This is a genomic window from Pseudomonas syringae pv. coryli str. NCPPB 4273, assembly GCF_000972175.1.
GTDB classification, from domain to species: Bacteria; Pseudomonadota; Gammaproteobacteria; order Pseudomonadales; family Pseudomonadaceae; genus Aquipseudomonas; species Aquipseudomonas syringae.
Genome location: NZ_AWQP01000040.1, coordinates 17,010 through 40,485, shown reverse-complemented (window position 1 = coordinate 40,485; position 23,476 = coordinate 17,010). Strand labels below are relative to the sequence as shown.

Annotated in this window: 19 protein-coding genes; 14 read left to right on the top strand and 5 right to left on the bottom strand. The window is 59.1% G+C overall.

The window, feature by feature from the left end; genetic code table 11:
- The first annotated feature begins 86 nt into the window (after window positions 1–86).
- Window positions 87–746: an alpha/beta hydrolase gene (locus P406_RS17155; RefSeq protein WP_003415217.1), complete on the top strand. Its 660-nt coding sequence runs from the start codon at window positions 87–89 to the stop codon at window positions 744–746.
- Window positions 747–861: 115 nt separating this feature from the next.
- Entirely contained in the window at window positions 862–2,319 is a 1,458-nt protein-coding gene (rhlB, locus tag P406_RS17150; protein WP_167338284.1) for an ATP-dependent RNA helicase RhlB, read from the top strand.
- A gap of 3 nt (window positions 2,320–2,322) precedes the next feature.
- Here rhlB and moaE read toward each other — a convergent pair whose 3' ends face one another.
- The 5 genes from moaE to P406_RS17125 all read right to left on the bottom strand — a co-directional run bounded on the left by moaE (window position 2,323) and on the right by P406_RS17125 (window position 6,711).
- Window positions 2,323–2,772, bottom strand: a complete 450-nt coding sequence (gene moaE / locus P406_RS17145) for a molybdopterin synthase catalytic subunit MoaE (RefSeq protein ID WP_003341745.1) — start codon at window positions 2,770–2,772, stop codon at window positions 2,323–2,325.
- A gap of 2 nt (window positions 2,773–2,774) precedes the next feature.
- Window positions 2,775–3,020 carry a molybdopterin converting factor subunit 1 gene (gene moaD / locus P406_RS17140; protein ID WP_046236824.1) on the bottom strand — a complete coding sequence of 82 codons (246 nt, stop codon included), beginning with the start codon at window positions 3,018–3,020 and terminating at the stop codon, window positions 2,775–2,777.
- On the bottom strand, window positions 3,017–3,502 hold the full coding sequence (gene moaC / locus P406_RS17135) for a cyclic pyranopterin monophosphate synthase MoaC (protein ID WP_003341741.1): 486 nt from the start codon (window positions 3,500–3,502) through the stop codon (window positions 3,017–3,019). Before moaC ends, moaD begins: the two co-directional genes overlap by 4 nt.
- Before the next feature lie 341 nt (window positions 3,503–3,843).
- Complete coding sequence (locus P406_RS17130; RefSeq protein ID WP_003341739.1) at window positions 3,844–5,238, bottom strand: PhoH family protein; 1,395 nt, start codon at window positions 5,236–5,238, stop codon at window positions 3,844–3,846.
- A 294-nt stretch (window positions 5,239–5,532) separates the two neighbouring features.
- Window positions 5,533–6,711: a polysaccharide deacetylase family protein gene (locus P406_RS17125; RefSeq protein WP_046236823.1), complete on the bottom strand. Its 1,179-nt coding sequence runs from the start codon at window positions 6,709–6,711 to the stop codon at window positions 5,533–5,535.
- Window positions 6,712–6,913: 202 nt separating this feature from the next.
- On the opposite strand from P406_RS17125, the gene yaaA reads away from it, so the two are divergent.
- The 12 genes from yaaA (at window position 6,914) to P406_RS17065 (ending at window position 23,365) form a co-directional block, all read left to right on the top strand.
- On the top strand, window positions 6,914–7,693 hold the full coding sequence (gene yaaA, locus P406_RS17120; protein ID WP_046236822.1) for a peroxide stress protein YaaA: 780 nt from the start codon (window positions 6,914–6,916) through the stop codon (window positions 7,691–7,693).
- An 814-nt stretch (window positions 7,694–8,507) separates the two neighbouring features.
- Window positions 8,508–9,824 (top strand): nucleotide sugar dehydrogenase, encoded by a 1,317-nt coding sequence (locus P406_RS17115; RefSeq protein ID WP_046236821.1) that lies wholly within the window; start codon window positions 8,508–8,510, stop codon window positions 9,822–9,824.
- A 100-nt stretch (window positions 9,825–9,924) separates the two neighbouring features.
- Window positions 9,925–11,406 (top strand): mannuronan synthase, encoded by a 1,482-nt coding sequence (gene alg8, locus P406_RS17110; protein WP_002552255.1) that lies wholly within the window; start codon window positions 9,925–9,927, stop codon window positions 11,404–11,406.
- A gap of 40 nt (window positions 11,407–11,446) precedes the next feature.
- Entirely contained in the window at window positions 11,447–12,619 is a 1,173-nt protein-coding gene (locus P406_RS17105; RefSeq protein ID WP_046236820.1) for an alginate biosynthesis protein Alg44, read from the top strand.
- Window positions 12,620–12,621: 2 nt separating this feature from the next.
- A complete protein-coding gene (gene algK, locus P406_RS17100; RefSeq protein WP_003408880.1) occupies window positions 12,622–14,034 on the top strand; it encodes an alginate biosynthesis TPR repeat lipoprotein AlgK in 1,413 nt (470 codons plus the stop codon).
- Window positions 14,031–15,515 carry an alginate export family protein gene (locus P406_RS17095; RefSeq protein ID WP_003408878.1) on the top strand — a complete coding sequence of 495 codons (1,485 nt, stop codon included), beginning with the start codon at window positions 14,031–14,033 and terminating at the stop codon, window positions 15,513–15,515. The genes algK and P406_RS17095 overlap by 4 nt, the downstream gene beginning before the upstream one ends.
- Before the next feature lie 26 nt (window positions 15,516–15,541).
- Window positions 15,542–17,152: a mannuronan 5-epimerase AlgG gene (algG, locus tag P406_RS17090; protein WP_046236819.1), complete on the top strand. Its 1,611-nt coding sequence runs from the start codon at window positions 15,542–15,544 to the stop codon at window positions 17,150–17,152.
- A 14-nt stretch (window positions 17,153–17,166) separates the two neighbouring features.
- The gene (locus P406_RS17085) at window positions 17,167–18,606 is read left to right on the top strand and encodes an alginate O-acetyltransferase AlgX-related protein (RefSeq protein WP_003408874.1); all 1,440 of its coding nucleotides are present in this window, start codon (window positions 17,167–17,169) and stop codon (window positions 18,604–18,606) included.
- Window positions 18,607–18,614: 8 nt separating this feature from the next.
- A complete protein-coding gene (locus P406_RS17080; protein ID WP_046236818.1) occupies window positions 18,615–19,751 on the top strand; it encodes a mannuronate-specific alginate lyase in 1,137 nt (378 codons plus the stop codon).
- 190 nt (window positions 19,752–19,941) lie between these two features.
- Entirely contained in the window at window positions 19,942–21,498 is a 1,557-nt protein-coding gene (locus tag P406_RS17075; RefSeq protein WP_003408871.1) for an MBOAT family O-acyltransferase, read from the top strand.
- A 10-nt stretch (window positions 21,499–21,508) separates the two neighbouring features.
- On the top strand, window positions 21,509–22,684 hold the full coding sequence (locus P406_RS17070; protein WP_046236817.1) for an alginate O-acetyltransferase: 1,176 nt from the start codon (window positions 21,509–21,511) through the stop codon (window positions 22,682–22,684).
- A gap of 12 nt (window positions 22,685–22,696) precedes the next feature.
- Window positions 22,697–23,365 carry an alginate O-acetyltransferase AlgF gene (locus P406_RS17065; RefSeq protein ID WP_003316943.1) on the top strand — a complete coding sequence of 223 codons (669 nt, stop codon included), beginning with the start codon at window positions 22,697–22,699 and terminating at the stop codon, window positions 23,363–23,365.
- The last annotated feature ends 111 nt before the right edge of the window (window positions 23,366–23,476 follow it).

Here is a 23,476-nt window from a genome sequence, read left to right as displayed (position 1 = left end):
CTTGCGACATCTTCTTTCATTTTTAATCTAACCGCGCACTTTATTAATGCGCTCAAAAAGAGCCAGCGCACACAAATGGAGCAGACATGAGCGATTCTCTGATCATCGAACCTTCCAGTCCCGCCGACGCCTGCGTTATCTGGCTGCATGGATTGGGCGCCGACCGCTATGATTTTCTGCCGGTCGCCGAAGCACTGCAGGAGTCGTTGCGCACCACACGCTTCGTACTGCCTCAGGCACCGACACGTGCTGTGACCGTCAATGGCGGTTATGCAATGCCCAGTTGGTATGACATCAAGTCCATGAGTTCAGAGGCCCGGGCCATTGACCATGATCAGATGGAGGCCTCGGCGCAGAAGGTACTGGACCTGATCGAGCAGCAGCGCGACAGCGGCATCGACCCGGCGCGAATCTTCCTGGCTGGCTTCTCCCAGGGTGGCGCGGTGGTCTTGCACGCCGGCTACCGACGCTGGCAAGGCCCGTTGGGCGGCGTACTCGCGCTGTCCACTTATGCCCCCACATTCAGCAACGAGATGACCCTGTCGGCGAGTCAGCAACGCATTCCTGCCTACTGCCTGCATGGCAAGCATGACGCGGTCGTGCCTTATCCGATGGGCCGCGCCGTCTACGACCATCTCACCGCCCAGGGTGTAACCGTTGAATGGCAGGAATACCCAATGGAGCATCAAGTGTTACCGGAGGAAATTCGCGACATCGGCGTCTGGCTTGCTGAAAGGCTTCGCTGAAGCGCTCTGAACCCCTTGCGACGGACCGCTTTTGTAGCTCGCCATGGATGGCACTACGCCGAGCACGGTTCTTGCTTTACACTGCTCGGCGTACATTCCTTAACCAATTGATGAGATGACCGTGCTCAAAGCACTTAAAAAGATGTTCGGTAAGAGCGAGGCTGAGCAGCCTGCGCCTACTCCGATAACCTCTATTCCCGCCTCTCCCGCTGCCACAGGCGACACACCGGATCATGCTGTCCAGACTCAGGCTCTGGATGCGACCAGCGAGCCCTCCAAAGCCAGAGCGCCGCGCACCGACAAGCCGAGGGCCGAGCGCCCGCGTCGCGAGCGCGTGACAAAACCGCCCGCGCCGGCCTGGAAACTCGAAGATTTCGTCGTCGAACCCCAGGAAGGCAAGACCCGCTTCCATGACTTCAACCTCGCGCCTGAACTGATGCACGCAATTCAGGACCTTGGTTTCCCGTACTGCACACCGATCCAGGCGGGCGTACTGGGCTTCACCCTCAAGGGCAAGGATGCGATCGGACGCGCCCAGACCGGCACCGGCAAGACCGCTGCGTTTCTGATCTCGATCATCGAGCAGTTGACCCAGACGCCGCCGCCTGCAGAACGCTACATGGGTGAGCCGCGCGCGCTGATCATTGCTCCGACCCGCGAGCTGGTGGTGCAGATCGCCAAGGACGCCGCCGACCTGACCAAGTACACCAACCTGAACGTCATGACGTTCGTTGGTGGCATGGACTTCGACAAGCAGCTCAAACAACTCGAAGCACGCCACTGCGACATTCTGGTCGCCACGCCAGGCCGCCTGCTGGACTTCAACCAGCGCGGCGAAGTGCATCTGGACATGGTCGAAGTGATGGTCCTCGACGAAGCCGACCGCATGCTGGACATGGGCTTCATCCCGCAGGTGCGTCAGATCATTCGTCAGACGCCGCACAAGGGTGAGCGCCAGACCCTGCTGTTCTCTGCGACCTTCACCGAAGACGTGATGAACCTCGCCAAGCAGTGGACCACGGACCCTTCGATCGTCGAGATCGAATCGTTGAACGTTGCCAGTGACAACGTCGAACAGCATATCTATGCCGTCGCCGGTGCCGACAAATACAAGCTGCTCTACAACCTGGTGACCGACAACGGTTGGGAACGGGTCATGGTCTTCGCCAACCGCAAAGACGAAGTCCGACGCATCGAAGAGCGTCTGGTGCGCGATGGCGTGAACGCGGCGCAGCTGTCAGGCGATGTGCCTCAGCACAAGCGCATCAAGACCCTTGAAGGCTTCCGCGAAGGCAAGATCCGCGTGCTGGTCGCCACCGATGTGGCCGGTCGCGGCATTCACATCGACGGCATCAGCCACGTGATCAACTTCACCCTGCCCGAAGTACCGGACGATTACGTGCACCGCATCGGCCGTACCGGTCGCGCTGGCGCCGATGGCGTCTCTATCAGTTTTGCCGGTGAGGATGACTCTTACCAGTTGCCCGCCATCGAGGAAAAACTGGGCCGCAAGATCAGCTGCGAGACACCGCCGACTCATTTGCTCAGGGCCGTGGTGCGCAGCAACGCCTGATGCTTACTTCCAGCGATCAGCCGCTTGGTGATCGCTGTGACGACCTTCGACCCAGTGCGTACCTTCTGAGGTGTTTTCACGCTTCCAGAACGGCGCGCGGGTCTTGAGGTAATCCATGACGAAGTCACAGGCTTCGAACGCTGCCTGACGGTGCGCGCTGGCAACGCCGACGAACACGATCGGCTCGCCAGGCTCCAGCGCCCCTACTCTATGCAGCACATCGACGCGCAGCAACGGCCAGCGCTGTTCGGCCTCGGCAATGATTTTTGCCAGTGCCTTCTCGGTCATCCCCGGATAGTGCTCGAGAAACATGCCGGACACTTCACGCCCCTCGTTGAAATCCCGAACATAGCCGACAAAACTGACCACCGCGCCGATGCCCAGGTTGGCAGCATGCAGCGCGTTGACTTCGGTGCCTGGGTCGAAGGCTGCCGCCTGGACGCGAACGCTCATCATCAACCTCCGGTCACGGGCGGAAAGAACGCGACTTCATCGCCGTCGGCCAACGGCTCGGTCGGCTTGCACAGCTCCTGGTTGCGAGCGCACATCAGGTTCTGCTCGGCAAGCACCTGCCAGGCCTCGCCACGCTGCAGCAGCGTCTGGCGCAACGCGTCCAGCGTGGCGAACTCGCCTTCGACAGACTCGTTTTCAAGGCCCAGGAGTTCACGGTAACGAGCGAAATACTGAACCTGAACCTTCATGAGGAAACCTGTGCCTGATCGGCAATGAAGTGACCGCTCTTGCCGCCCAGCTTTTCCAGCAGCCGAACCGACTCGATGACCATGCCGCGGTCCACCGCCTTGCACATGTCGTAAATGGTCAGCGCGGCAACACTGGCAGCCGTCAGGGCCTCCATTTCCACACCGGTCTGCCCGGCCAGCTTGCAGCTCGCAGTGATGCGCACGGCATCATCACCCTCAGCGGCGAGGTGGACCTTGATGCTGGTGAGCATCAACGGATGGCAAAGCGGGATCAGATCGCTGGTTTTCTTCGCCGCCTGAATGCCGGCGATACGCGCGACGGCAAACACGTCACCCTTGGGATGACCACCGCTGACGATCATTTGCAGCGTCGTCGGCAGCATGCGCACGAAGGCTTCGGCCACAGCCTCACGGGACGTCACGGCTTTATCCGTGACATCAACCATATTGGCGCGACCCTGGGAATCGAGATGAGTGAGCACAACGTTACTCCTTGGCAGAAGCAAGAAGTGTGGCAGCTGCAAGCTACAAGCTACAAGCTGAAAGTGCCCGGCGTTTTACACAGGTTTTAAAGCGTACGAAAATCCTGGCTTCTGCCCGGAGGGCGTAGGAGCGAACTTGTTCGCGAAGAGGGCTGTACATGCACAAATGATTTATCGCCCACAATATAGCCTTCGCGAACAAGTTCGCTCCTACGCCTTTCGGCCAGAAGCGAACTTGTGTGTGACGATAAGCTTGGCGCATGGGCGCGACAATCAAAAGCTGCAAGCGAGGGATCTCGTACACCGAAGTCCCCCACCTGAAGCTTACAGCTGCTTTTCAGCTAAAGATGACTCTCCGCGTATTCGGCCAGTATCGAGCGTGGCACGCCCTGCAGGGTGATGTGCACGCCGTTCGGGAAGTCCTTGAAGCGCTCCGTCAGGTAGGTCAGCCCGGAACTGGTGGCCGACAGGTAAGGGGTGTCGATCTGCGCCAGGTTGCCCAGGCAGACCACTTTGGAACCGGCACCGGCACGGGTGATGATGGTTTTCATCTGGTGCGGGGTCAGGTTCTGGCATTCATCGATCAGGATCAGGCTTTGCTGGAAGCTGCGACCTCGAATGTAGTTGAGGGATTTGAACTGCAACGGCACCTTGCTGAGGATGTAATCGACACTGCCATGGGTGTTTTCGTCATCCATGTGCAACGCTTCGAGGTTATCGGTGATCGCGCCGAGCCACGGCTCCATCTTCTCCGCCTCGGTGCCGGGCAGGAAGCCGATTTCCTGATCCAGACCCTGAACGCTGCGGGTAGCGATGATGCGCCGATAGCGCTTGGTGACCATGGTCTGCTCGATGGCAGCAGCCAGGGCCAGAATGGTTTTACCCGAGCCTGCGGCACCTGACAGGTTGACCAGATGAATATCCGGGTCGAGCAACGCAAACAGCGCCAGCCCCTGATAGATATCGCGCGGCTTCAGCCCCCAGGCCTCCTGATGCAGCAAAGGCTCCTGGTGCATATCCAGAATCAGCAGTTCGTCGTTCTTGACGCCCTTGATCCAGCCGACGAAACCCTGTTCATCGACAATGAACTCGTTGATATGAACCGCCGGCAGCATTTCAGTGAGCTGCACGCGGTGCCAGGTACGGCCGCGCTCCTGACGGGTGTCGACCTTGCTGACGCGGTCCCAGAACGAACCGGTCATGTCATGGTAGCCACGCGACAACAGTGAAACGTCGTCGACCAGCTGATCGGTGCTGTAATCCTCGGCAGCAATGCCGCAGGCGCGCGCCTTGAGGCGCATGTTGATGTCTTTGGTCACCAGCACGACGCTCAAGTCCTTGTTGCGCGCATGCAGGTCAATCAATTGGTTGATGATGATGTTGTCGTTCAGGTGCTCGGGCAGCAGGCTGTTGGGTTCCTCGCGCTTGCTCATCAAAATCGACAGGTAGCCCTTGAATACGCCTGTTCCACGGTCGATGGGCACGCCCTTCTCGACTTCCTCCGGCGAAGCTTCGCCCAGGGTCTTGTCGATCAGGCGGATGGCCTGGCGGCATTCGGCAGCAACCGAATGTTTACCGGCCTTGAGTTTGTCCAGTTCCTCCAGAACCGTCATGGGGATGGCGACGTGGTGTTCTTCGAAGTTCAGCAGTGCGTTTGGATCATGAATCAATACGTTGGTATCGAGCACGTAAAGGATTGGCTGGTTGGTGGAAGGGGTGCGTCCGTGGTCATCCATACTCGCTCACCTTTGTAGAAGCCGGGCGACGCAGAACCACGACAGTACTGCGCCACGAAAAGGCCGCCGGATTCTCCCCTTCAGGCAGGGCAGAAATGTCGCTCAAGGTGGGTCTTGGAAGACGCCACCTGTGTTGCAGGTTTCGGCGGTCTGTATTCGTAATACAGCAAAAGGGATGACAGAAAAAAGCTCTTTGACAGTTTTTTGAAGTTTATTTCACAGCCTGACGAATAGGGCTTGGCGGACGTACCCGTCACGTTTAAAGTCGGAAGTCCGCCCACGCCGAATCTGCCTTCATTCCCCTTCCGGCGCAGCCTCTTCACTGCTCTGCAGCCCTTGTTCCTCGGGCGCTTCAGAGATATTTCGGCAATCGTCCCAGATCAACTCGCTTTGCGCGGTATTGGCCAGCAGCAATGGCAGCGCCGACTGCGCCTTGTTGGCCACGTCGTGGAATACCACCGTCCCTTTGCGCCAGAGCAGCATGAGGGTCAGTACACGGTCGCCCACCTGCTCCGCAGAAAGCCGTCCGGTGTCGTCTTCGGCGTCGATATTCCACAGTGACACGCGCAAATGCTCGGCGCGGAAGAAGTCGCCGCTGTCGGCACGTCGATGACCATAAGGTGGGCGAAACAGCGGCACGAAGTTGTCCGGCAACACCTGCTGAACCAGTGCCGCGCTGCGTCGCACCGAGTCCTGCCAGTCCAGCCACTGGCTGTGCGAGCGGTACTCCCAGCCCTGAATGCCCACACACTGCTGGCGATACAGCGCCTGCACACCTGCAACCGACGTGCTCTCGAGACGCTCCTGAAGACTTTTGCCCAGCACGAAGAAGGTGGCGGTCATTTTCTGCTGGCGCATGAAGTCGGCCAGCCAGTCGGTACCACCGTCGGCCGGGCTCGGGCCACTTTCGAAGTTGAGCATGAACGTACGATCCGGCATCTCGTCGCCACTCATCTCATCGGAGTTGTAACGCTCGATCTCGCTGCTGGTCTGTGGAAACAGCGCCGCCATGAACAGCAGCTCGTTCAGATAACGCTGGTGGAATGCGGCGCCGGGTCTGGCCCAGTTGGCGTAGAACGAATCGTTGGATACCTGATATTCCTCGGCGCGCTGTCGCAACTGGTCCATGTCCTCGACCAGCACACAGAAATTGGCGTCCTGCTCGCAGCTCTTTTGCGCGTTCTGGTAGTTCTCCAGCAAGCGCAGCCACAGCCGATGACGAACCACATTCAAAGACGGCACGTTGACGAAGCGCAGGCCGAGGCGCTGCTTGAGGCCCTCCTCGTCGAGCTTTTCGCTGAGGTACAGCTCGTGGGCAAAGGCGAGGATCTCTGCACGCGACGCGACGTCGAACAACCCCGGCGTCTCCAGCCGCTCAGGCCAGACGCTGCGGTCAATGGTGGCAATGACCGGCGCTGCCGCCTGCGCCTGAAGCCAGAACAGACCTGCACACACTGCTAAAACGATACGCAAACCCGATGCCCTCTCGATCAACCATTAACGTCATGACCAGCGCGCCACTATAGCTGATATGCGCATGGCTTCTTATGTCGGCGCGCATACAAAGCCGCAGGTGCGACTGCCATCACCATCCGGGCGACCTCTATCGCCACCATAGCTGGAGTCGCAGGCTATCAGCCCCTAGAATCCCCGGACGATAAAAGGAGACGACTTCATGCTGATGGTGATTTCCCCGGCAAAAACCCTCGATTTCGAGACACCGCCCACGACCGGCCGCTTCACTCAGCCGCAGTACCTGGAGCATTCCCAGGAGTTGATCGACCAGTTGCGTGAACTGACGCCGGCGCAGATCAGCGAACTGATGCACCTGTCCGACAAGCTGGCCGGATTGAACGCGGCACGCTTTGGCAGCTGGAACCCGGACTTCACCCTCGACAACGCCAAGCAGGCACTGCTGGCCTTCAAGGGTGATGTCTACACGGGCCTGGAAGCGGAAACGCTGAGCGAAGCGCAGCTAGACTACGCGCAGGGCCACTTGCGCATGCTGTCAGGTCTGTACGGCCTGCTGCGCCCACTGGACCTTATGCAACCCTACCGCCTGGAAATGGGCACCCGGCTGGCCAACGCTCGCGGCAAGGACCTTTATGCCTTCTGGGGCACGCGGATCAGCGAATGGCTCAATGAAGCGCTGGCAGACCAGGGCGACGACCTGCTGCTCAACCTTGCCTCGACCGAATACTTCTCTGCCGTCAAACGTTCGTCGCTCAAAGCGCGGATCATCGACACCGAGTTCAAGGACTTCAAGAACGGCCAGTACAAGATCATCAGCTTTTATGCGAAAAAGGCCCGCGGCATGATGAGCCGCTTCGTTATAGAAGAGCGCATCAACGATCCCCAGGCGTTACAAGCGTTCGATGTACAGGGCTACCGTTACAACCGCGAACAGTCGACCCCCGACAAGTTGGTATTTTTGCGCAACATCGCGGAAGACTAACTGCTGTAACCGTCGTGTAACAGAGCGCTGTTACACGGCCTGTCCTACGATCCAACACCGAATGACAACTTCATGACGCCAGACAAACGTCAACTTTTCGACTCCCAACTCACGTGCGTTTTTTTCTTAAAAAAAAATCCATTTTTTTAAGTAGTGGCATTTCAGCTTTTTGCAGTAGTGGCACTTTCGTACTCACCCCGCTACACCCCTTGCAAGTCGAGGCTTTTAAGAAAAAAGCCATCATCGCGATACCGCTCATGTCACAAGACGGATACACCAAAATCTGCAAATCAGGACGAGTGGCCAGGAACTAAATGCGAATTCGTACGCTCCTACATCCCGTAACAATTCTGGGCTGACGTGTAAGAGATCACTTACAGGTCGCCTTGAAGAACGGGAAGTTACCGACAAGGAAGCCAGGTCCACGTGACCCTGGTGTCAGGTACCAGAACTAAACTCACATCACTAGTTGATGTTGTAGACAGGCGAAGCACCGGCCCGGTGCGACGCGCAGGATTCGAACAGGACGGCCCTGGCTAGCGCCAGAGGCAGGCTTAACGAGGTCCGCCGTCAATCGTCGAACAGGAGTGGTTTACTGCATCCAAGGAGAGCAGGGCCCTGACCGAAAGGACAGGTTACTTGCCGCTTGCACATAGTGTCATTTGAGTTCGCCTTACTTGTTTTGGGCACTCACTCATTAAATATGCCTGCGTTAGTTCTACGGCGTTGTTAGCCGTAAGGGATAGCGCGTGACATCTGCTGGCCAAAATTAATATCCAGCCAATCTATGGCGTGAAAAATCGAGGAGAATACGATGCGTATCAGCATATTTGGTTTGGGTTATGTCGGTGCAGTCTGTGCCGGTTGCCTGTCTGCCCGCGGTCACGAAGTAGTGGGTGTGGATATTTCCAGCACCAAGATCGACCTGATCAACAACGGCAAGTCACCTATCGTTGAACCGGGTCTGGAAGAGCTGTTGCAGAAAGGTATCAGTACCGGAAAACTGCGCGGCACTACAGACTTCGCCGAAGCCATTCGCGCCACCGATCTGTCGATGATCTGCGTCGGTACGCCGAGCAAGAAGAACGGCGATCTGGAACTGGATTACATTGAATCGGTGTGCCGCGAAATCGGTTATGTCCTGCGTGACAAAGCCACCCGCCACACTATCGTGATTCGCAGTACCGTCCTGCCGGGCACTGTTGCCAACGTTGTTATCCCGATTCTGGAAGACTGCTCCGGCAAGAAAGCCGGCGTTGACTTCGGTGTCGCCGTCAACCCTGAGTTCCTGCGCGAAAGTACTGCGATCAAGGACTACGACCTGCCGCCAATGACCGTCATCGGCGAGTTCGACAAAGCCTCGGGCGACGTTCTGCAGTCGCTGTACGAAGAACTCGATGCACCGATCATCCGCAAGGACATCGCCGTTGCCGAGATGATCAAGTACACCTGCAACGTGTGGCACGCCACCAAGGTTACTTTCGCCAACGAAATCGGCAACATTGCCAAGGCCGTCGGCGTCGATGGCCGTGAAGTGATGGACGTGGTCTGCCAGGACAAGGCGCTGAACCTGTCCCAGTACTACATGCGCCCTGGCTTCGCATTCGGCGGCTCCTGCCTGCCGAAAGACGTTCGCGCCCTGACCTACCGCGCCAGCAGCCTGGACGTTGAAGCACCTCTGCTCAACTCGCTGATGCGCAGTAACACTTCGCAAGTGCAGAACGCTTTCGACATGGTTGCCAGCTACGACACCCGCAAGGTTGCACTGCTGGGTCTGAGCTTCAAGGCCGGCACTGACGATCTGCGTGAAAGCCCGCTGGTAGAGCTGGCCGAAATGCTGATCGGTAAGGGCTTCGACCTGAGCATCTTCGACAGCAACGTTGAATATGCACGCGTTCACGGTGCCAACAAGGACTACATCGAATCCAAGATTCCGCACGTTTCCTCGCTGCTGAACTCGGACTTCGACCAGGTCATCAATGACTCCGACGTCATCATCCTCGGCAACCGCGATGAGCGTTTCCGCGCCCTCGCCAACAAGACCCCTGAAGGCAAGCGCGTCATCGATCTGGTGGGCTTCATGGCCAACGCCACCAGCGAAGACGGTCGTGCCGAAGGTATCTGCTGGTAAATCAGCCGCAAGCCACAAGCGCCAGGCTCCAGGCCACAGGCTCAAGCAATGTGCTTGCAGCCTGGGGCTTGAGGCTCGCAACTGACTTAGGGATACGATTATGCAGAGGCTCAAGCACGGCCTGTTACAGGCCGCAGGTTGGCTGTTCTATTTAAGTTTACTCATGGGCCTTGCCGCGGCATTGCCTACCAGTATCTTCGACTCACAGTCGAAGAACTTTATATTCCTGATTGGCGCCGTTGGTATCTGGCGCTACTCGATGGGGATCACGCACTTCGTGCGCGGGATGATTTTCCTGTACATCGTTTACCCGCACTTGCGCCGCAAGGTTCGCAAGCTGGGCAGTGCAGCAGACCCGTCCCATGTGTTTCTGATGGTCACCAGCTTCCGTATCGACGCGCTGACCACCGCACAGGTCTACAACTCGGTTATCCGCGAAGCCATCGACTGCGGCCTGCCGACGACGATCGTCTGCTCGCTGGTGGAAATGTCCGATGAGCTGCTGGTCAAGAGCATGTGGGCCAAGTTCAATCCGCCAGAGCGCGTCAAGCTGGACTTCGTACGCATTCCGGGCACCGGCAAGCGCGATGGTCTGGCCTATGGCTTCCGCGCCATCTCGCGTCACTTGCCCGACAGCCGCGCGGTGGTTGCGGTGATCGACGGCGACACCGTGCTCAACGAAGGTGTGGTCGCCAAGACCGTGCCGTGGTTCCAGCTGTTCGACAATGTCGGCGGCCTGACCACCAACGAGTTCTGTGAAGTGCGTGGCGGCTACATCATGAGCGAGTGGCACAAGCTGCGTTTTGCTCAGCGTCACATCAACATGTGCTCGATGGCCCTGTCCAAACGCGTGTTGACCATGACCGGTCGCATGTCGGTGTTCCGCGCAACCGTGGTAACCGACCCCGAGTTCATTGCCGACGTGGAAAGCGACTCGCTCAATCACTGGCGTCTGGGCACCTTCCGCTTCCTGACCGGCGACGACAAGTCCAGCTGGTTCAGCCTGATGCGCCTGGGTTACGACACGTTCTACGTGCCGGACGCAGCGATCAACACCGTGGAACACCCGCCCGAGAAGAGCTTCCTGAAAGCCAGCCGCAAGCTGATGTATCGCTGGTACGGCAACAACCTGCGTCAGAACTCGCGTGCACTGGGTCTGGGCGTACGTCGCCTGGGGATCTTCACCAGCATCGTGCTGTTCGACCAGCGTGTGTCGATGTGGACCTCCATTCTCGGTCTGACCGTCGCCCTGATCGCCAGCTTCAAGTACGGCGGCGCGTTCCTGCTGATGTATCTGCTGTGGATCGGCATGACCCGCCTGATCCTCACCCTGCTGCTGTCCCTGTCGGGACACAGGATCGGGCCTGCCTACCCGATCATTCTCTATTACAACCAGATCGTCGGCGCGCTGATGAAGATCTATGTCTTCTTCCGCCTGGACCGCCAGTCCTGGACTCGCCAGGACACCAAACTAAGCCGCGACATGGCCAGCTTTCAGGGCTGGTTCAACACGTGGTCGTCCCGAACCATGACTTTCTCGGCTGGCACCATCTTCGTCGCTGTGCTGTTGACGATGGTTTGACCGGGCCAACGGATTAATTGCTTAAGTAGGAAAAATAGCCATGAATACAGCCGTGAATGCGAACGTCGTACATGAATCCGAAGCCCAGCGCCAACACGCGCGGATCAAGATCCCTGCCAAGCTGCGCCTGCTGAATGATCAGCCCAACGCGCCACTGGTACGTATCGAAGACCTGTCGGCCGGCGGCCTGAGTTTCGTTGCTCCGTCCGGGCAGAAATTCAGCGAAGGTCAGATCGTCAAGGGCCGCCTGCAATTCATCATCGACAACCTTGGCCTGGCCATGGACGTCGACCTGCAAGTGCGCTCGATCGACAACGCCAGCAACCGCATCGGTTGCCAGTTCCAGAACCTCGAACCTCAGGACATCGCTACCCTGCGCCACCTGATCACCTCGCACCTGTCCGGCGAAGTCGTCACCCTGGGCGAAGTGCTGGCCACCCTGCAGCGCGACAACTTCACCAAGGCACGCAAGGTCAAGGGCAAGGACGGCGGCATGAGCGCCATGGGTCGCCTGCGCGCTGTGACCTTCAGCCTGGGCGTGTTCATTGTCGGTCTGGCCGCTTTCGGTTTTATCTTCAAGACGATCTACGGCCTGTACTTCGTCAGCCATGCATCGGCTGGTTTGGTCACCATTCCAAGCATGGACGTGACCATGCCGCGTGAAGGTACCGTGCAAAGCCTGGTCGCCCAGAACGGCGAAGCTGCCAAAGGCGCACCACTGGCGTCCTTCAACACCAGCATGCTGGAAATGCTCAAGGGCAGCCTGACCGGTGAAGACCTGCAGCCAGCCAAGATCGAAGAGCTGTATGGCAAGCAGATGAGCGGCACCATGACCAGCCCGTGCGATTGCGTCGTGGCTCGCCAACTGGTGGCCGACGGTCAGTTCGCGTCCAAGGGTCAGGTGATCTTCCAACTGGTGCCACGCAACGCGCCGGCTACGGTTGAAGCGCGCTTCACTTATCGCCAGTTCAACGACGTCAAGCCAGGCACACGTGTCAGCTTCCAGATCGCTGGCGAAGACAAACTGCGTACCGGTCAGATCGTCAGCAGCACCAACCTGAGCGACGCCGACCTGTCCACCGACATCCGCGTGCAGATCAAGCCTGACGAAAGCCTGAGCAGCTCGCTTGCCGGTCGCCCTGTCGAAGTGGTCAGCGATCGCGGCCCGTCCGTGAACTGGCTGATCGATAAAGCCATGGCTGCGGGTCTGTAACCATGAACAGCCCACTACGACGCCTGTCGACCCCCACGCTATTGAGCCTCGCCGTCGCGCTCGGCCTGAGCGGCTGTGCCGGCCTGCCTGATCAACGCCTTGCCAATGAAGCCCTGAAAAACGGCGACACGGCATTGGCGGAGCAGAACTATCGGCAGCTGGCGGACCTGGGCTATAGCGACGCGCAGGTCGGCCTGGCTGATATTCAGGTCGCGACTCGCGACCCGGCTCAGCTCAAGCAGGCCGAAGCGACCTATCGCGCTGCAGCAGAGACGTCGCCTCGTGCGCAGTCGCGTCTGGGCCGTCTGCTGGCGGCCAAGCCCGACGCGACCGAAGCCGAACACCGCGAAGCCGAAGGCCTGCTGAAAAAGGCCTTCGCCAATGGCGAATCCGGCACGCTGATCCCGCTGGCGATGCTGTATCTGCAATACCCGCACACCTTCCCTGAAGTGAATGCGCAGCAGAAGATCAGCGAGTGGCGCGCCGCCGGTTATCCGGAAGCAGGTCTGGCTCAGGTGCTGCTGTATCGCACCCAAGGCACTTATGCTCAACACCTCGATGAGGTCGAGAGCATCTGCAAACAGGCGCTGTCGGCCACGGATATCTGCTACGTCGAACTGGCCACTGTCTACCAGACACGCGGCCAGGCCGAGCAACGCACGGCCTTGATCGAAAAGCTCAAGAGCGAATACGCCGCTGGCCGCGTCAATGCCCAACGAGTGGACAGCGTCGCGCGCGTACTGGGTGACTCCACCATCGGCACACCGGACGAAAAGACCGCTCAGCAATTGCTGGAAAGCGTTGCGCCGGGCTACCCGATCTCATGGGTCACGCTGGCCAAACTGCTTTACGACTTCCCCGAACTGGGCGACGTCAACAAGATGATGGAATACCTGAACAACGGCCGTGCGGCTGACCAGCCGCGCGCCGAGCTGCTGCTTGGACGCCTGTACTACGAGGGCAAATGGGTCACGCCCGATGCCGTCAAGGCCGAGGAGCACCTGAAGAAAGCCACCGCAACGGAAATCTCGGCCCATTACTACCTGGGTCAGATCTACCGTCGCGGCTACCTGGGCCAGGTCTACTCGCAAAAAGCCGTGGACGAGCTGCTGACCGCCGCCCGTGGTGGCCAGAACAGCGCCGACTTCGCCCTTGCGCAGCTGTTCTCGCAGGGCAAGGGCACTATGCCCGACCCGGTTAACGCCTGGGTGTTCGCGCAACTGGCGCTGGCCAGTCAGACCCCGCAAGCGACCGAGCTTGCCGAGGCCCTCAACACACAACTGCCGCCTGAAAAGCTCGCCACCGCCAAAGACCTGTTGGCACGCGAGCAAAAAGTCCGGGGCGCTAACGCCACTCAGAACGCGATGGCATTGCAGGCCCTGCAAGAAGAAAAAGACGGTGAGGAAGCATTATGAAGTTGAATCCCCTGATGGCCGCCGGCATGGGCCTTGGCTTCACCCTGTTGTGGGCCTGCCCGACGCTGGCAGCGCTGACCGAACAACCGCAAAATTTCGGTATCGAAATCAAAGCCACGGCGCAGGCCGAGGATGATCGCGATCTGGGCACCCGTTCGGGCGGCGACGTCAACGGTGTGGGCCTGGACCTGCGTCCCTGGGTCTATGGCGAGCGCGGCGACTGGAGCGGTTACGCAATGGGCCAGGTGGTCACCGCCACCGACATCATTCAGACCGACCCGCTGGAGCAGAGCAACAGCGACGGCAGCGGCACGCAGACCTCGCGTGGCACTGCCAGCGAGCGCGAAGCCGACAAGACCTACGCGGCACTGCGTGAATTCTGGATCGGCTACAGCGGTTTCACGCCCTACCCCGGCGAGATCCTGAAAGTCGGTCGTCAGCGTCTGCGCAACGACGACGGTCAATGGCACGACACTAACATCGAGGCCATCAACTGGTCGTTCGATACCACACTGCTGCGCGCTGAACTGGGTGCTGCCCAGCGTTTCAGCGAATACCGCACCGACCTGACCGAACTGGCACCTGACGACGAAGATCGCAAGCACCTGTTCGGCTCGGTCAGTTATCAGTGGACACCGGGCAACTGGGCCGGTATCCGCGCTCACCACAGCGCTGACGACGGCAAGCTCAAGTCTCAGGGCCAGGTGGTAGATGATCTGGACAAGACCTCCAATGGCGATCTGACCTGGGTCGGCCTGCAGGCTGACAGCGATGCCTACAACTATCGCAGCAACACCAATCAGCTCAACTACTGGGGCAGCCTGACCTGGCTGAACGGAACGCGCGACGAAATCGGCGTGACCTCCGCTCCCAACGACCAGTTCATTGCAGGCGAAAAGAACAGCCGTGACATGAATGGCTGGGCCACCGACCTGGGCCTGCGCCTGCGCCTGGACCCGCAATGGCAAGTCGGCGCCGCCTACTCGCGCGCCAGCAAGGACTACGTCCAGAACGGTCTGGAAAGTAACCGCTCCAACTGGACCGGTACACGCTCGCGCATCCATCGCTTCGGCGAAGCCTTCCAGGGCGAAATGGCCAACGTGGAAACCGGCTCGCTGTTCGCCTCCTGGCAGATGAACGAGGAATACGACGCGTCGCTGATCTACCACAAGTTCCGTCGCGTGGACGGCAACACCGGTATCGGCGGCTCGGGCATCAACGCGGTGAGCGACAACCAGAACGGTACGTTCAGCTCGCTGCCACTGGAAGACGGCAGCAAGGACCTGGGTCAGGAAATGGACCTGGTCGTGACCAAGTACTTCAAGCAAGGCCTGCTGCCAGCCTCGTTGAGCCAGTCGTTCGATGAACCTTCGGCACTGGTGCGCCTGCGCGCAGGTGTCTTCAAGCCAGGCGACGCGTATCAGAGCAACGTGGACAGCTACATGCACCGCGCTGTTGTCGACGTCATCTGGCGCTTCTGATGCGAACCGCCAAAGGAGTGCCAGAGATGAACAGTCATACAAGCAACGGGCGTAGCCGACACTGGCCGCACGCCCTGCTCGAAAGCGCACTGCTGACCAGCGCCCTGCTGATGGCCAGCGGTGTGGCGCTGGCCAACGCGCCTGTCGTACCCGACACACAGAAGGCGGTGGTCAAGGAGTTGCACCAGGCCAAGACCTACACCATCACCAGCCCGCCGACCGAGCCGCTGGAAATGGCCAATCCGGTGCTGCCCGATCTCAAGGGCTACACCGCCGAAGCCGCCTTGAAAAAGATCGTGCGCAACAAGCCGGGCAAGGTCACTGTTTCGCGGATGATGGAAGAAACCGGCCTGAAGGAATTCATCGGCGGTGACAACAAGATGGCCGAATGGGTGAACCGTCAGCGCGGTATCCCGCAGGCCATCATGATTTCCGACGGCTACGTGAACCTGCAGGACCTGGCCAGGAAGGTGCCCAAGCAGTTCCTCAACGAAGTCTCGCCAGGTGTCTACGTGGCGCGCCTGCCGATCCTGATCAAGGAAACCGGGACCTTCGAGATCGACAGCAAGACCAAGGAATTGCGTCTGTCTCAGGAAAAGGGCTCGTTCATCGTCAGTGAAGGCAAGATGCTGATCACTCACACTCAGGTCAACGCCTGGAGTGAAACCCGCAACGGCCTGGCGACCTATCGCAAGCCTGACGAGTTTCGTCCTTTCCTGCTGACCTGGGGTGGCTCGGAAACCTGGATCGCCAATACCAAAATGGCGAGCATGGGCTACGACCAGAGCAAGTCCTACGGCATCAGTATTTCCCAGTACACGCCCAACACCGCGAAGGTGCTCAAGCGTCCCGAACCGACGGGCTGGATCATCGATTCAGAGTTCTCGGACATGTGGTACGGCTTCTACTGCTATGAAACCCGCGACTTCGTGGTCAAGGGCAACACCTACCGCGACAACATCATTTACGGCATTGACCCGCACGACCGTTCGCACGGTCTGATCATCGCCGAAAACGACGTTTACGGGACCAAGAAGAAGCACGGGATCATCATTTCCCGGGAAGTGGACAACAGCTTCATCTTCCGCAACAAGAGCCACAACAACAAATTGTCCGGCGTGGTTCTGGACCGTAACAGCGTCGGCAACATCGTCGCCTACAACGAGATTTACCAGAACCACACCGACGGCATCACCCTGTACGAAAGCGGCAACAACCTGCTGTGGGGCAATCGCGTGATCGCCAACCGCCGCCACGGTATCCGCGTGCGTAACAGTGTGAACATCAAGCTGTACGAGAACGTCGCCATGGGCAACGGCCTGATGGGCGTTTACGGCCACATCAAGGACTTGAGCGACACCGACCGCGACATTGAGCTCGATCCGTTCGACGCTCAGGTCTCGCTGATCATGGTCGGCGGCGAACTGTCCAGCAACGGCTCCGGCCCGCTGTCCATCGACTCGCCACTGAGTGTCGAGCTGTATCGCGTCTCGATGCTGATGCCTACCAAAGAAGTCGGTATCAGCCTCAACGGCGTCCTCGGTGAGCGCCAGGACGAAATCCTCGACCTGCTGGTACGCCAGAAGAAAGCCGTATTGATCGACCCCGTCGAAAGCCAGACCGAGCTGCGGGAATGAGGAAGGGTATTGTTATGCACGCACATCTGATCAAGCTGTTGAGCCTGTCCAGCCTCACCGCCGCCTTGATGGCCGCTGCGGGTGTCGCTCGGGCAGACGACTCGCAAGCACCGACGTTCAAGGCCGAGCCTTGCTGCTCGCTGTGCCCGGCCGCGCATGACGCGAAAAACTACACCACGCGCTATCAGCAGAACTTCACCACGCTGGTCCAGGCGCAGGGCGACTGGCTGTTCCGGACTCAGGAAGACCTGCGCACCGAGTTCGATACCACGCCTGCCGGCTATCGCCGCATGAAAGAACTGCACGATGCGTTCAAGAGCAAAGGCGTCGAGCTGGTCGTGGTGTATCAGCCGACCCGTGGTCTGGTGGATCGCAACAAGCTGTTCCCGGCCGAACGCGACAAGTTCGACTACGACAAGGCGCTGAAAAACTATCAGGCCATGCTCGGTCGCTTCAGCAAGATGGGCTACTGGGTCCCTGACCTGTCGCCGTTGACCAACGAGCAGCAGGCGCATGATTTCTACTTCCGCGGTGACCAGCACTGGACGCCGTATGGCGCGCAGCGTACGGCGAAGATCGTTGCCGAAACCGTGAAGAAAGTTCCGGGTTACAGCGACATCCCCAAGCGTGAGTTCGAAAGCCATATTTCCGGACGCATGGGCAAGACGGGCACTTTGCACAATATGGCGGGTCAATTGTGCGGCACCAGCTACGCGATCCAGTACATGGACCAGTTCACCACCGAGCCCAAGGGTGAGGCGGGCGACGGCGACCTGTTCGGCGATTCCGGTAACCCGGAAATCACCCTGGTCGGTACCAGCCACAGCGGCAAGAACTACAACTTCGCTGGCTTCCTGCAGGAATACATGGGCGCTGACGTGTTGAACGTGGCGTTCCCTGGTGGTGGCCTGGAAGGTTCGATGCTGCAGTACCTGGGCAGCGAAGACTTCCAGAAGCGTCCGCCGAAAATTCTCATCTGGGAATTCTCGCCACTGTATCGCCTGGATCAGGAGACCATCTATCGCCAGATGATGTCGCTGCTGGACAACGGCTGTGAAGGCAAGCCTGCCGTCATGAGCGCCAGCACCACCCTCAAGCCGGGCACCAACGAAGTGTTGGTCAACGGCAAGAATGGCATCAAGGACATTCGCAACGGCAGCAATCAGATCGACATCAAGTTTGACGACACCTCGGTGAAAGTCCTTCAGGCCAGGCTCTGGTACATGAACGGTCGCCACGAGGATCTGAAAATCGAGAAACCGGAAACGTCAGACACCGATGGACGCTTCGCCTTTGAATTGCGCGAGGATGAGGATTGGGCCAACCAGCAACTGCTGGCGCTGGAAATCCAGGGACCGGAAGCAGGCACGGCACCACAAAAAGTCGAAGCCAAAGTATGCAAACGCAACGTGTTCCCGAGCGCTGCGACACACACCGCTCAAGCCGGACTATGAGGTGACTTATGCAGACTCCTAAACTGATACGCCCTACCCTGCTGTCGATGGCAATCCTGTCATCGATGGCCTGGGCCACGGGCGCGTCCGCCGCACTGGTTCCACCCAAGGGCTATGACGCCCCGATCGAAAAAATGAAGACTGGCGATCACAACTTCAGCTGTGAAGCCATTCCAAAGCCCTACACCGACAAGCTGGTCTTCCGCAGCAAGTACGAGGGTTCGGACAAGGCACGTGCAACGCTCAATGCGGTATCCGAAGAAGCGTTCCGCGATGCGACCAAGGACATCACCACCCTTGAGCGTGGCGTCAGCAAAGTCGTGATGCAGTACATGCGCGACGGTCGTCCGGAACAACTCGATTGCGCGCTGAACATGATGACCACCTGGGCCAAGGCCGATGCGCTGGAGTCGCGCGAGTTCAACCACACCGGTAAATCCATGCGCAAATGGGCACTGGGCAGCATGTCCTCCGCCTACCTGCGTCTGAAGTTCTCCGAGTCGCACCCGCTGGCCAACCGTCAGCAGGACGCCAAGATCATCGAGACCTGGTTCAGCAAACTGGCCGATCAGGTGGTCAGCGACTGGAGCAATCTGCCGCTGGAAAAAATCAACAACCACTCGTACTGGGCTGCCTGGTCAGTGATGGCAACCGCTGTCGCCACCAATCGTCAGGACCTGTTCGACTGGGCCGTGAAGGAATACAAGGTCGCTGCCAATCAAGTGGACAAGGACGGTTTCCTGCCCAACGAGATGAAGCGTCGTCAGCGTGCACTGTCGTATCACAACTACGCATTGCCACCGCTCGCGATGATTGCCAGCTTCGCCCAGGCCAACGGCGTGGACCTGCGTCCGGAAAACAATGGTGCCCTGAAGCGTCTGGGTGACCGGGTTCTGGCCGGCGTCAAAGACCCTTCGATTTTCGCTGAACACAACGGCGAGAAACAGGACATGACGGACCTGAAGAAAGATCCGAAATTCGCCTGGCTCGAACCGTACTGCTCGCTCTACACCTGCAGCCCGGATGTGCTGGAAGAGAAACACGAAAAGCAGCCGTTCAAGACGTTCCGCCTGGGCGGTGACCTGACCAAGGTCTACGACCCCTCGCACGAGAAAGGCGACAAGGACGATAACGACGGTTCGTGATTCACAGAGTTCTTTGTGGGAGCGAGCTTGCTCGCGAAGAGGCACGCCCAGGCGCTAAATCCGTAAGACCGGACCTCGCCTGAGCTGCTTCACCGACAAGTCGTAACGCGACGTGTTTTACCCCCCAATTTCAACGGGGGGTTTGGGGGGGCTTTGAGCCCTTGAATGTTGGACAAACGGAGAGATAAGGATGGTTTTCTCATCCAACGTGTTCCTGTTCCTGTTCATGCCGATCTTCCTCGGCCTGTACTATCTGAGCGGGCAACGCTATCGCAATCTGCTGCTGCTGATTGCCAGCTATATCTTCTACGCCTGGTGGCGAGTGGACTTTCTGGCGCTGTTCATCGGCGTGACCGTCTGGAACTACTGGATCGGTCTCAAGGTGGGCGCAGCAGGTGTGCGGACCAAGCCGGCACAGAAGTGGTTGCTGCTTGGCGTGATTGTAGACCTGTGCATTCTGGGCTACTTCAAATACGCCAACTTCGGCGTGGACAGCATCAACGCAGCCATGACCTCGATGGGTCTGGAACCGTTCATCCTGACTCACGTGCTGTTGCCGATCGGTATCTCGTTCTATGTCTTCGAGTCCATCAGCTACATCATCGACGTTTATCGCGGCGACACCCCGGCCACGCGCAACCTGATCGACTTCGCTGCATTCGTCGCGATCTTCCCGCACCTGATCGCCGGCCCCGTGCTGCGTTTCCGTGATCTGGCCGACCAGTTCAACAACCGTACCCACACGCTGGACAAGTTCTCTGAAGGTGCCACGCGCTTCATGCAGGGCTTCATCAAGAAAGTGTTCATCGCCGACACCCTGGCCGTGGTCGCCGACCACTGCTTCGCTCTGCAGAACCCGACCACCGGCGACGCCTGGCTGGGTGCGCTGGCCTACACCGCGCAGCTGTACTTCGACTTCTCCGGTTACAGCGACATGGCCATCGGTCTGGGTCTGATGATGGGTTTCCGCTTCATGGAAAACTTCAAACAGCCCTATATCAGCCAGTCGATTACCGAGTTCTGGCGTCGCTGGCACATCAGCCTGTCCACCTGGCTGCGTGACTATCTTTACATCACCCTGGGCGGCAACCGTGGCGGCAAGGTCGCGACCTACCGCAACCTGTTCCTGACCATGCTGCTCGGCGGTCTGTGGCACGGTGCCAACGTCACTTACATCATCTGGGGTGCCTGGCACGGCATGTGGCTGGCGATCGAAAAAGCGGTCGGTATCAACACCAAACCCTACAGCTTCAACCCGATCCGCTGGGCACTGACCTTCCTCCTGGTGATCATCGGCTGGGTGATCTTCCGCGCTGAAAACCTGCATGTCGCCGGTCGTATGTACGGCGCCATGTTCAGCTTCGGCGAGTGGCAGCTTTCGGAACTCAACCGCGCCAGCCTGACCGGTCTGCAAGTGGCAACACTGGTGGTGGCTTATCTGACGCTGGCGTTCTTCGGTCTGCGCGACTTCTACCAGAATCGCGAAAAAGACACCGGCAAGAGCACCAAGGCCGACGGTCCTGCGACCGCTCAACCGGGCACCATCAAGGCCGTTCCTGGCGACGCACCCGGCAGCCTGCACATGCCTGGCTACACCGTGGGCAGCGAAGCTCAGGTGCAACCGGCCTATTGGGAAGCCGACTGGCCACGTTACGCCATGCGCGCACTGATCCTGCTGTTGTTCGTGGCTTCGATTCTCAAACTCTCGGCGCAAAGCTTCTCGCCGTTCCTTTACTTCCAGTTCTGAGGAGCCTGACATGACGCGTTCATTACGAATCCTCTATATCGCCCTCTTTCTGGGCATTCTGCTGGCCCTCGGGATCTGGTCGCTGCGCAGTTTCAGCACCTTCTCGACGTCGGCGGAAACCACTGTGCTCAACGGCAAGTGGACCAAGGCGGCGGAAACTCATTACGACGATGAGTTCCCGATCAAGCGTCTGGGCACCAACCTCTGGGCGGCGCTGGATTTCAAACTGTTCAACGAAGGTCGTCCGGGCGTCGTGCTCGGCAAGGACCAGTGGTTGTACACCGACGAAGAATTCGACGCCGTTGCCAACGGCGAGCAAAACGAAGCCGACAACCTGGCGATCATTCAGGGTGTGCGTGACGCGCTGGAAAAACAGGGCACCAAACTGGTCCTGGCGATCGTTCCGGCGAAGACCCGTCTGTACCCGGAACACATCGGTGACAGCAAGCCTGCCAGCCTGCACACCGACCTGTATCAGCAGTTCCACGCTCAGGTGGCCAAGGCCGGGATCTTTGCCCCTGACCTGCTCGCGCCGCTGCAAGCTGCCAAGCAACAGGGCCAGGTCTTCCTGCGCACCGACACCCACTGGACGCCAATGGGTGCCGAAGTCGCCGCGCAGCAACTGAGCGCCGCGATTGCCCAGAAAACACCACTGGAAGGCGAACCTGAGCAGTTCGTCACACAAGCCAAGGGAACCGAAGCCTACAAGGGTGACCTGACTACATTCCTGCCGCTCGATCCGCTGTTCAGCAACATGCTGCCCAAGCCGGACGAGTTGCAGAAACGCAGCACCGATCCGGTAGCAGGCGAAGCGGCAGGCGGTGACGCACTGTTCGCAGACAGCGACATCCCGGTGGGTCTGGTGGGCACCAGCTACAGCGCCAACCCTAACTGGAACTTCGTCGGTGCCTTGAAAGAAGCGCTGCGCAGCGATGTCGTCAACTACGCCGAAGACGGCCATGGCCCGATCCTGCCGATGCTCAAGTACCTGCAGACCGATGCCTTCAAGAACACCCCGCCGCAAGTGGTGATCTGGGAATTCCCGGAGCGCTACCTGCCGGCACACAACGATCTTGGCGAGTTCGATCCGAAGTGGATCGCCGAGCTGAAGAAATCGCGTGACACCCAAGAAAACGTGGCGCTCAACGCCAAACAATCCGAGTCGCCCAACCGGGCGCAAAACTGAGAGGACTGACTCATGACTTTCAACACTACTGCCAACCGTTCGGCCGCAAAACGCCTGTTCAAAACCTGCGCAATGGCCGCAGGTCTGGGCCTGATGTCCCTGCAGGCTTTCGCCGGTGACTCCGCCCTGTACGGCCCGACCGCACCGAAAGGCTCGACCTTCGTGCGTGTCTACAACGCCAGCAACGCCGAAATCAGCGCCACCGTCGGCAACACCAACCTCAACGAAGTGGCGCCACTGGGCAGCACTGCGTTCAGCTTCATGCCGCAGGGCGACTACACCGCCAAGCTGGGCAGCCAGAGCCTGCCGGTGAAACTGGCGGGTGATCACTACTACACCATCGTCAACAACGCCAGCGGCAAGCCACAGCTGGTCGAAGAGCCACCGTTCAAGAACAAGCAGAAATCCCTGGTTCGTGTGCAGAACCTGAGCGACAAGTCCCTGACCCTGAAAACCGCTGATGGCAAGACCGACGTGGTCAAGGCTGTAGCGGCCAAAGGCACCGGCGAGCGTGAAATCAACCCGGTCAAGGTCAGCCTGGCGCTGTACGACGGCGACAAGAAAGTCACCGATGTGAAACCTGTGGCACTGGAGCGTGGCGAAGCCGCTGTGCTCTACATCACCGGCAGTGGCAGCAGCCTCTCGCCAGTGTGGGTCAAGCCACCGGTCGCTACCCGCTAAACGGATTATGCCGGTCGGTTCAGGGCATCAGCACTGAACCGGCCAGCGCGGAACAAGAACAAGACAGAAACGACAGACACCTCGTACGGCCCTAATTGAATGCTTTTGGAG

Excerpts from the sequence above, each read along its gene's own strand:
- P406_RS17155 (WP_003415217.1), top strand. The coding sequence starts at position 87 with ATGAGCGATTCTCTGATCATCGAACCTTCCAGTCCCGCCGACGCCTGC.
- rhlB (WP_167338284.1), top strand. The coding sequence starts at position 862 with ATGACCGTGCTCAAAGCACTTAAAAAGATGTTCGGTAAGAGCGAGGCT.
- moaE (WP_003341745.1), bottom strand. The coding sequence starts at position 2,772 with ATGAGCGTTCGCGTCCAGGCGGCAGCCTTCGACCCAGGCACCGAAGTC.
- moaD (WP_046236824.1), bottom strand. The coding sequence starts at position 3,020 with ATGAAGGTTCAGGTTCAGTATTTCGCTCGTTACCGTGAACTCCTGGGC.
- P406_RS17130 (WP_003341739.1), bottom strand. The coding sequence starts at position 5,238 with ATGGATGACCACGGACGCACCCCTTCCACCAACCAGCCAATCCTTTAC.
- yaaA (WP_046236822.1), top strand. The coding sequence starts at position 6,914 with ATGCTGATGGTGATTTCCCCGGCAAAAACCCTCGATTTCGAGACACCG.
- P406_RS17115 (WP_046236821.1), top strand. The coding sequence starts at position 8,508 with ATGCGTATCAGCATATTTGGTTTGGGTTATGTCGGTGCAGTCTGTGCC.
- alg8 (WP_002552255.1), top strand. The coding sequence starts at position 9,925 with ATGCAGAGGCTCAAGCACGGCCTGTTACAGGCCGCAGGTTGGCTGTTC.
- P406_RS17105 (WP_046236820.1), top strand. The coding sequence starts at position 11,447 with ATGAATACAGCCGTGAATGCGAACGTCGTACATGAATCCGAAGCCCAG.
- algK (WP_003408880.1), top strand. The coding sequence starts at position 12,622 with ATGAACAGCCCACTACGACGCCTGTCGACCCCCACGCTATTGAGCCTC.
- P406_RS17095 (WP_003408878.1), top strand. The coding sequence starts at position 14,031 with ATGAAGTTGAATCCCCTGATGGCCGCCGGCATGGGCCTTGGCTTCACC.
- algG (WP_046236819.1), top strand. The coding sequence starts at position 15,542 with ATGAACAGTCATACAAGCAACGGGCGTAGCCGACACTGGCCGCACGCC.
- P406_RS17085 (WP_003408874.1), top strand. The coding sequence starts at position 17,167 with ATGCACGCACATCTGATCAAGCTGTTGAGCCTGTCCAGCCTCACCGCC.
- P406_RS17080 (WP_046236818.1), top strand. The coding sequence starts at position 18,615 with ATGCAGACTCCTAAACTGATACGCCCTACCCTGCTGTCGATGGCAATC.
- P406_RS17075 (WP_003408871.1), top strand. The coding sequence starts at position 19,942 with ATGGTTTTCTCATCCAACGTGTTCCTGTTCCTGTTCATGCCGATCTTC.
- P406_RS17070 (WP_046236817.1), top strand. The coding sequence starts at position 21,509 with ATGACGCGTTCATTACGAATCCTCTATATCGCCCTCTTTCTGGGCATT.
- P406_RS17065 (WP_003316943.1), top strand. The coding sequence starts at position 22,697 with ATGACTTTCAACACTACTGCCAACCGTTCGGCCGCAAAACGCCTGTTC.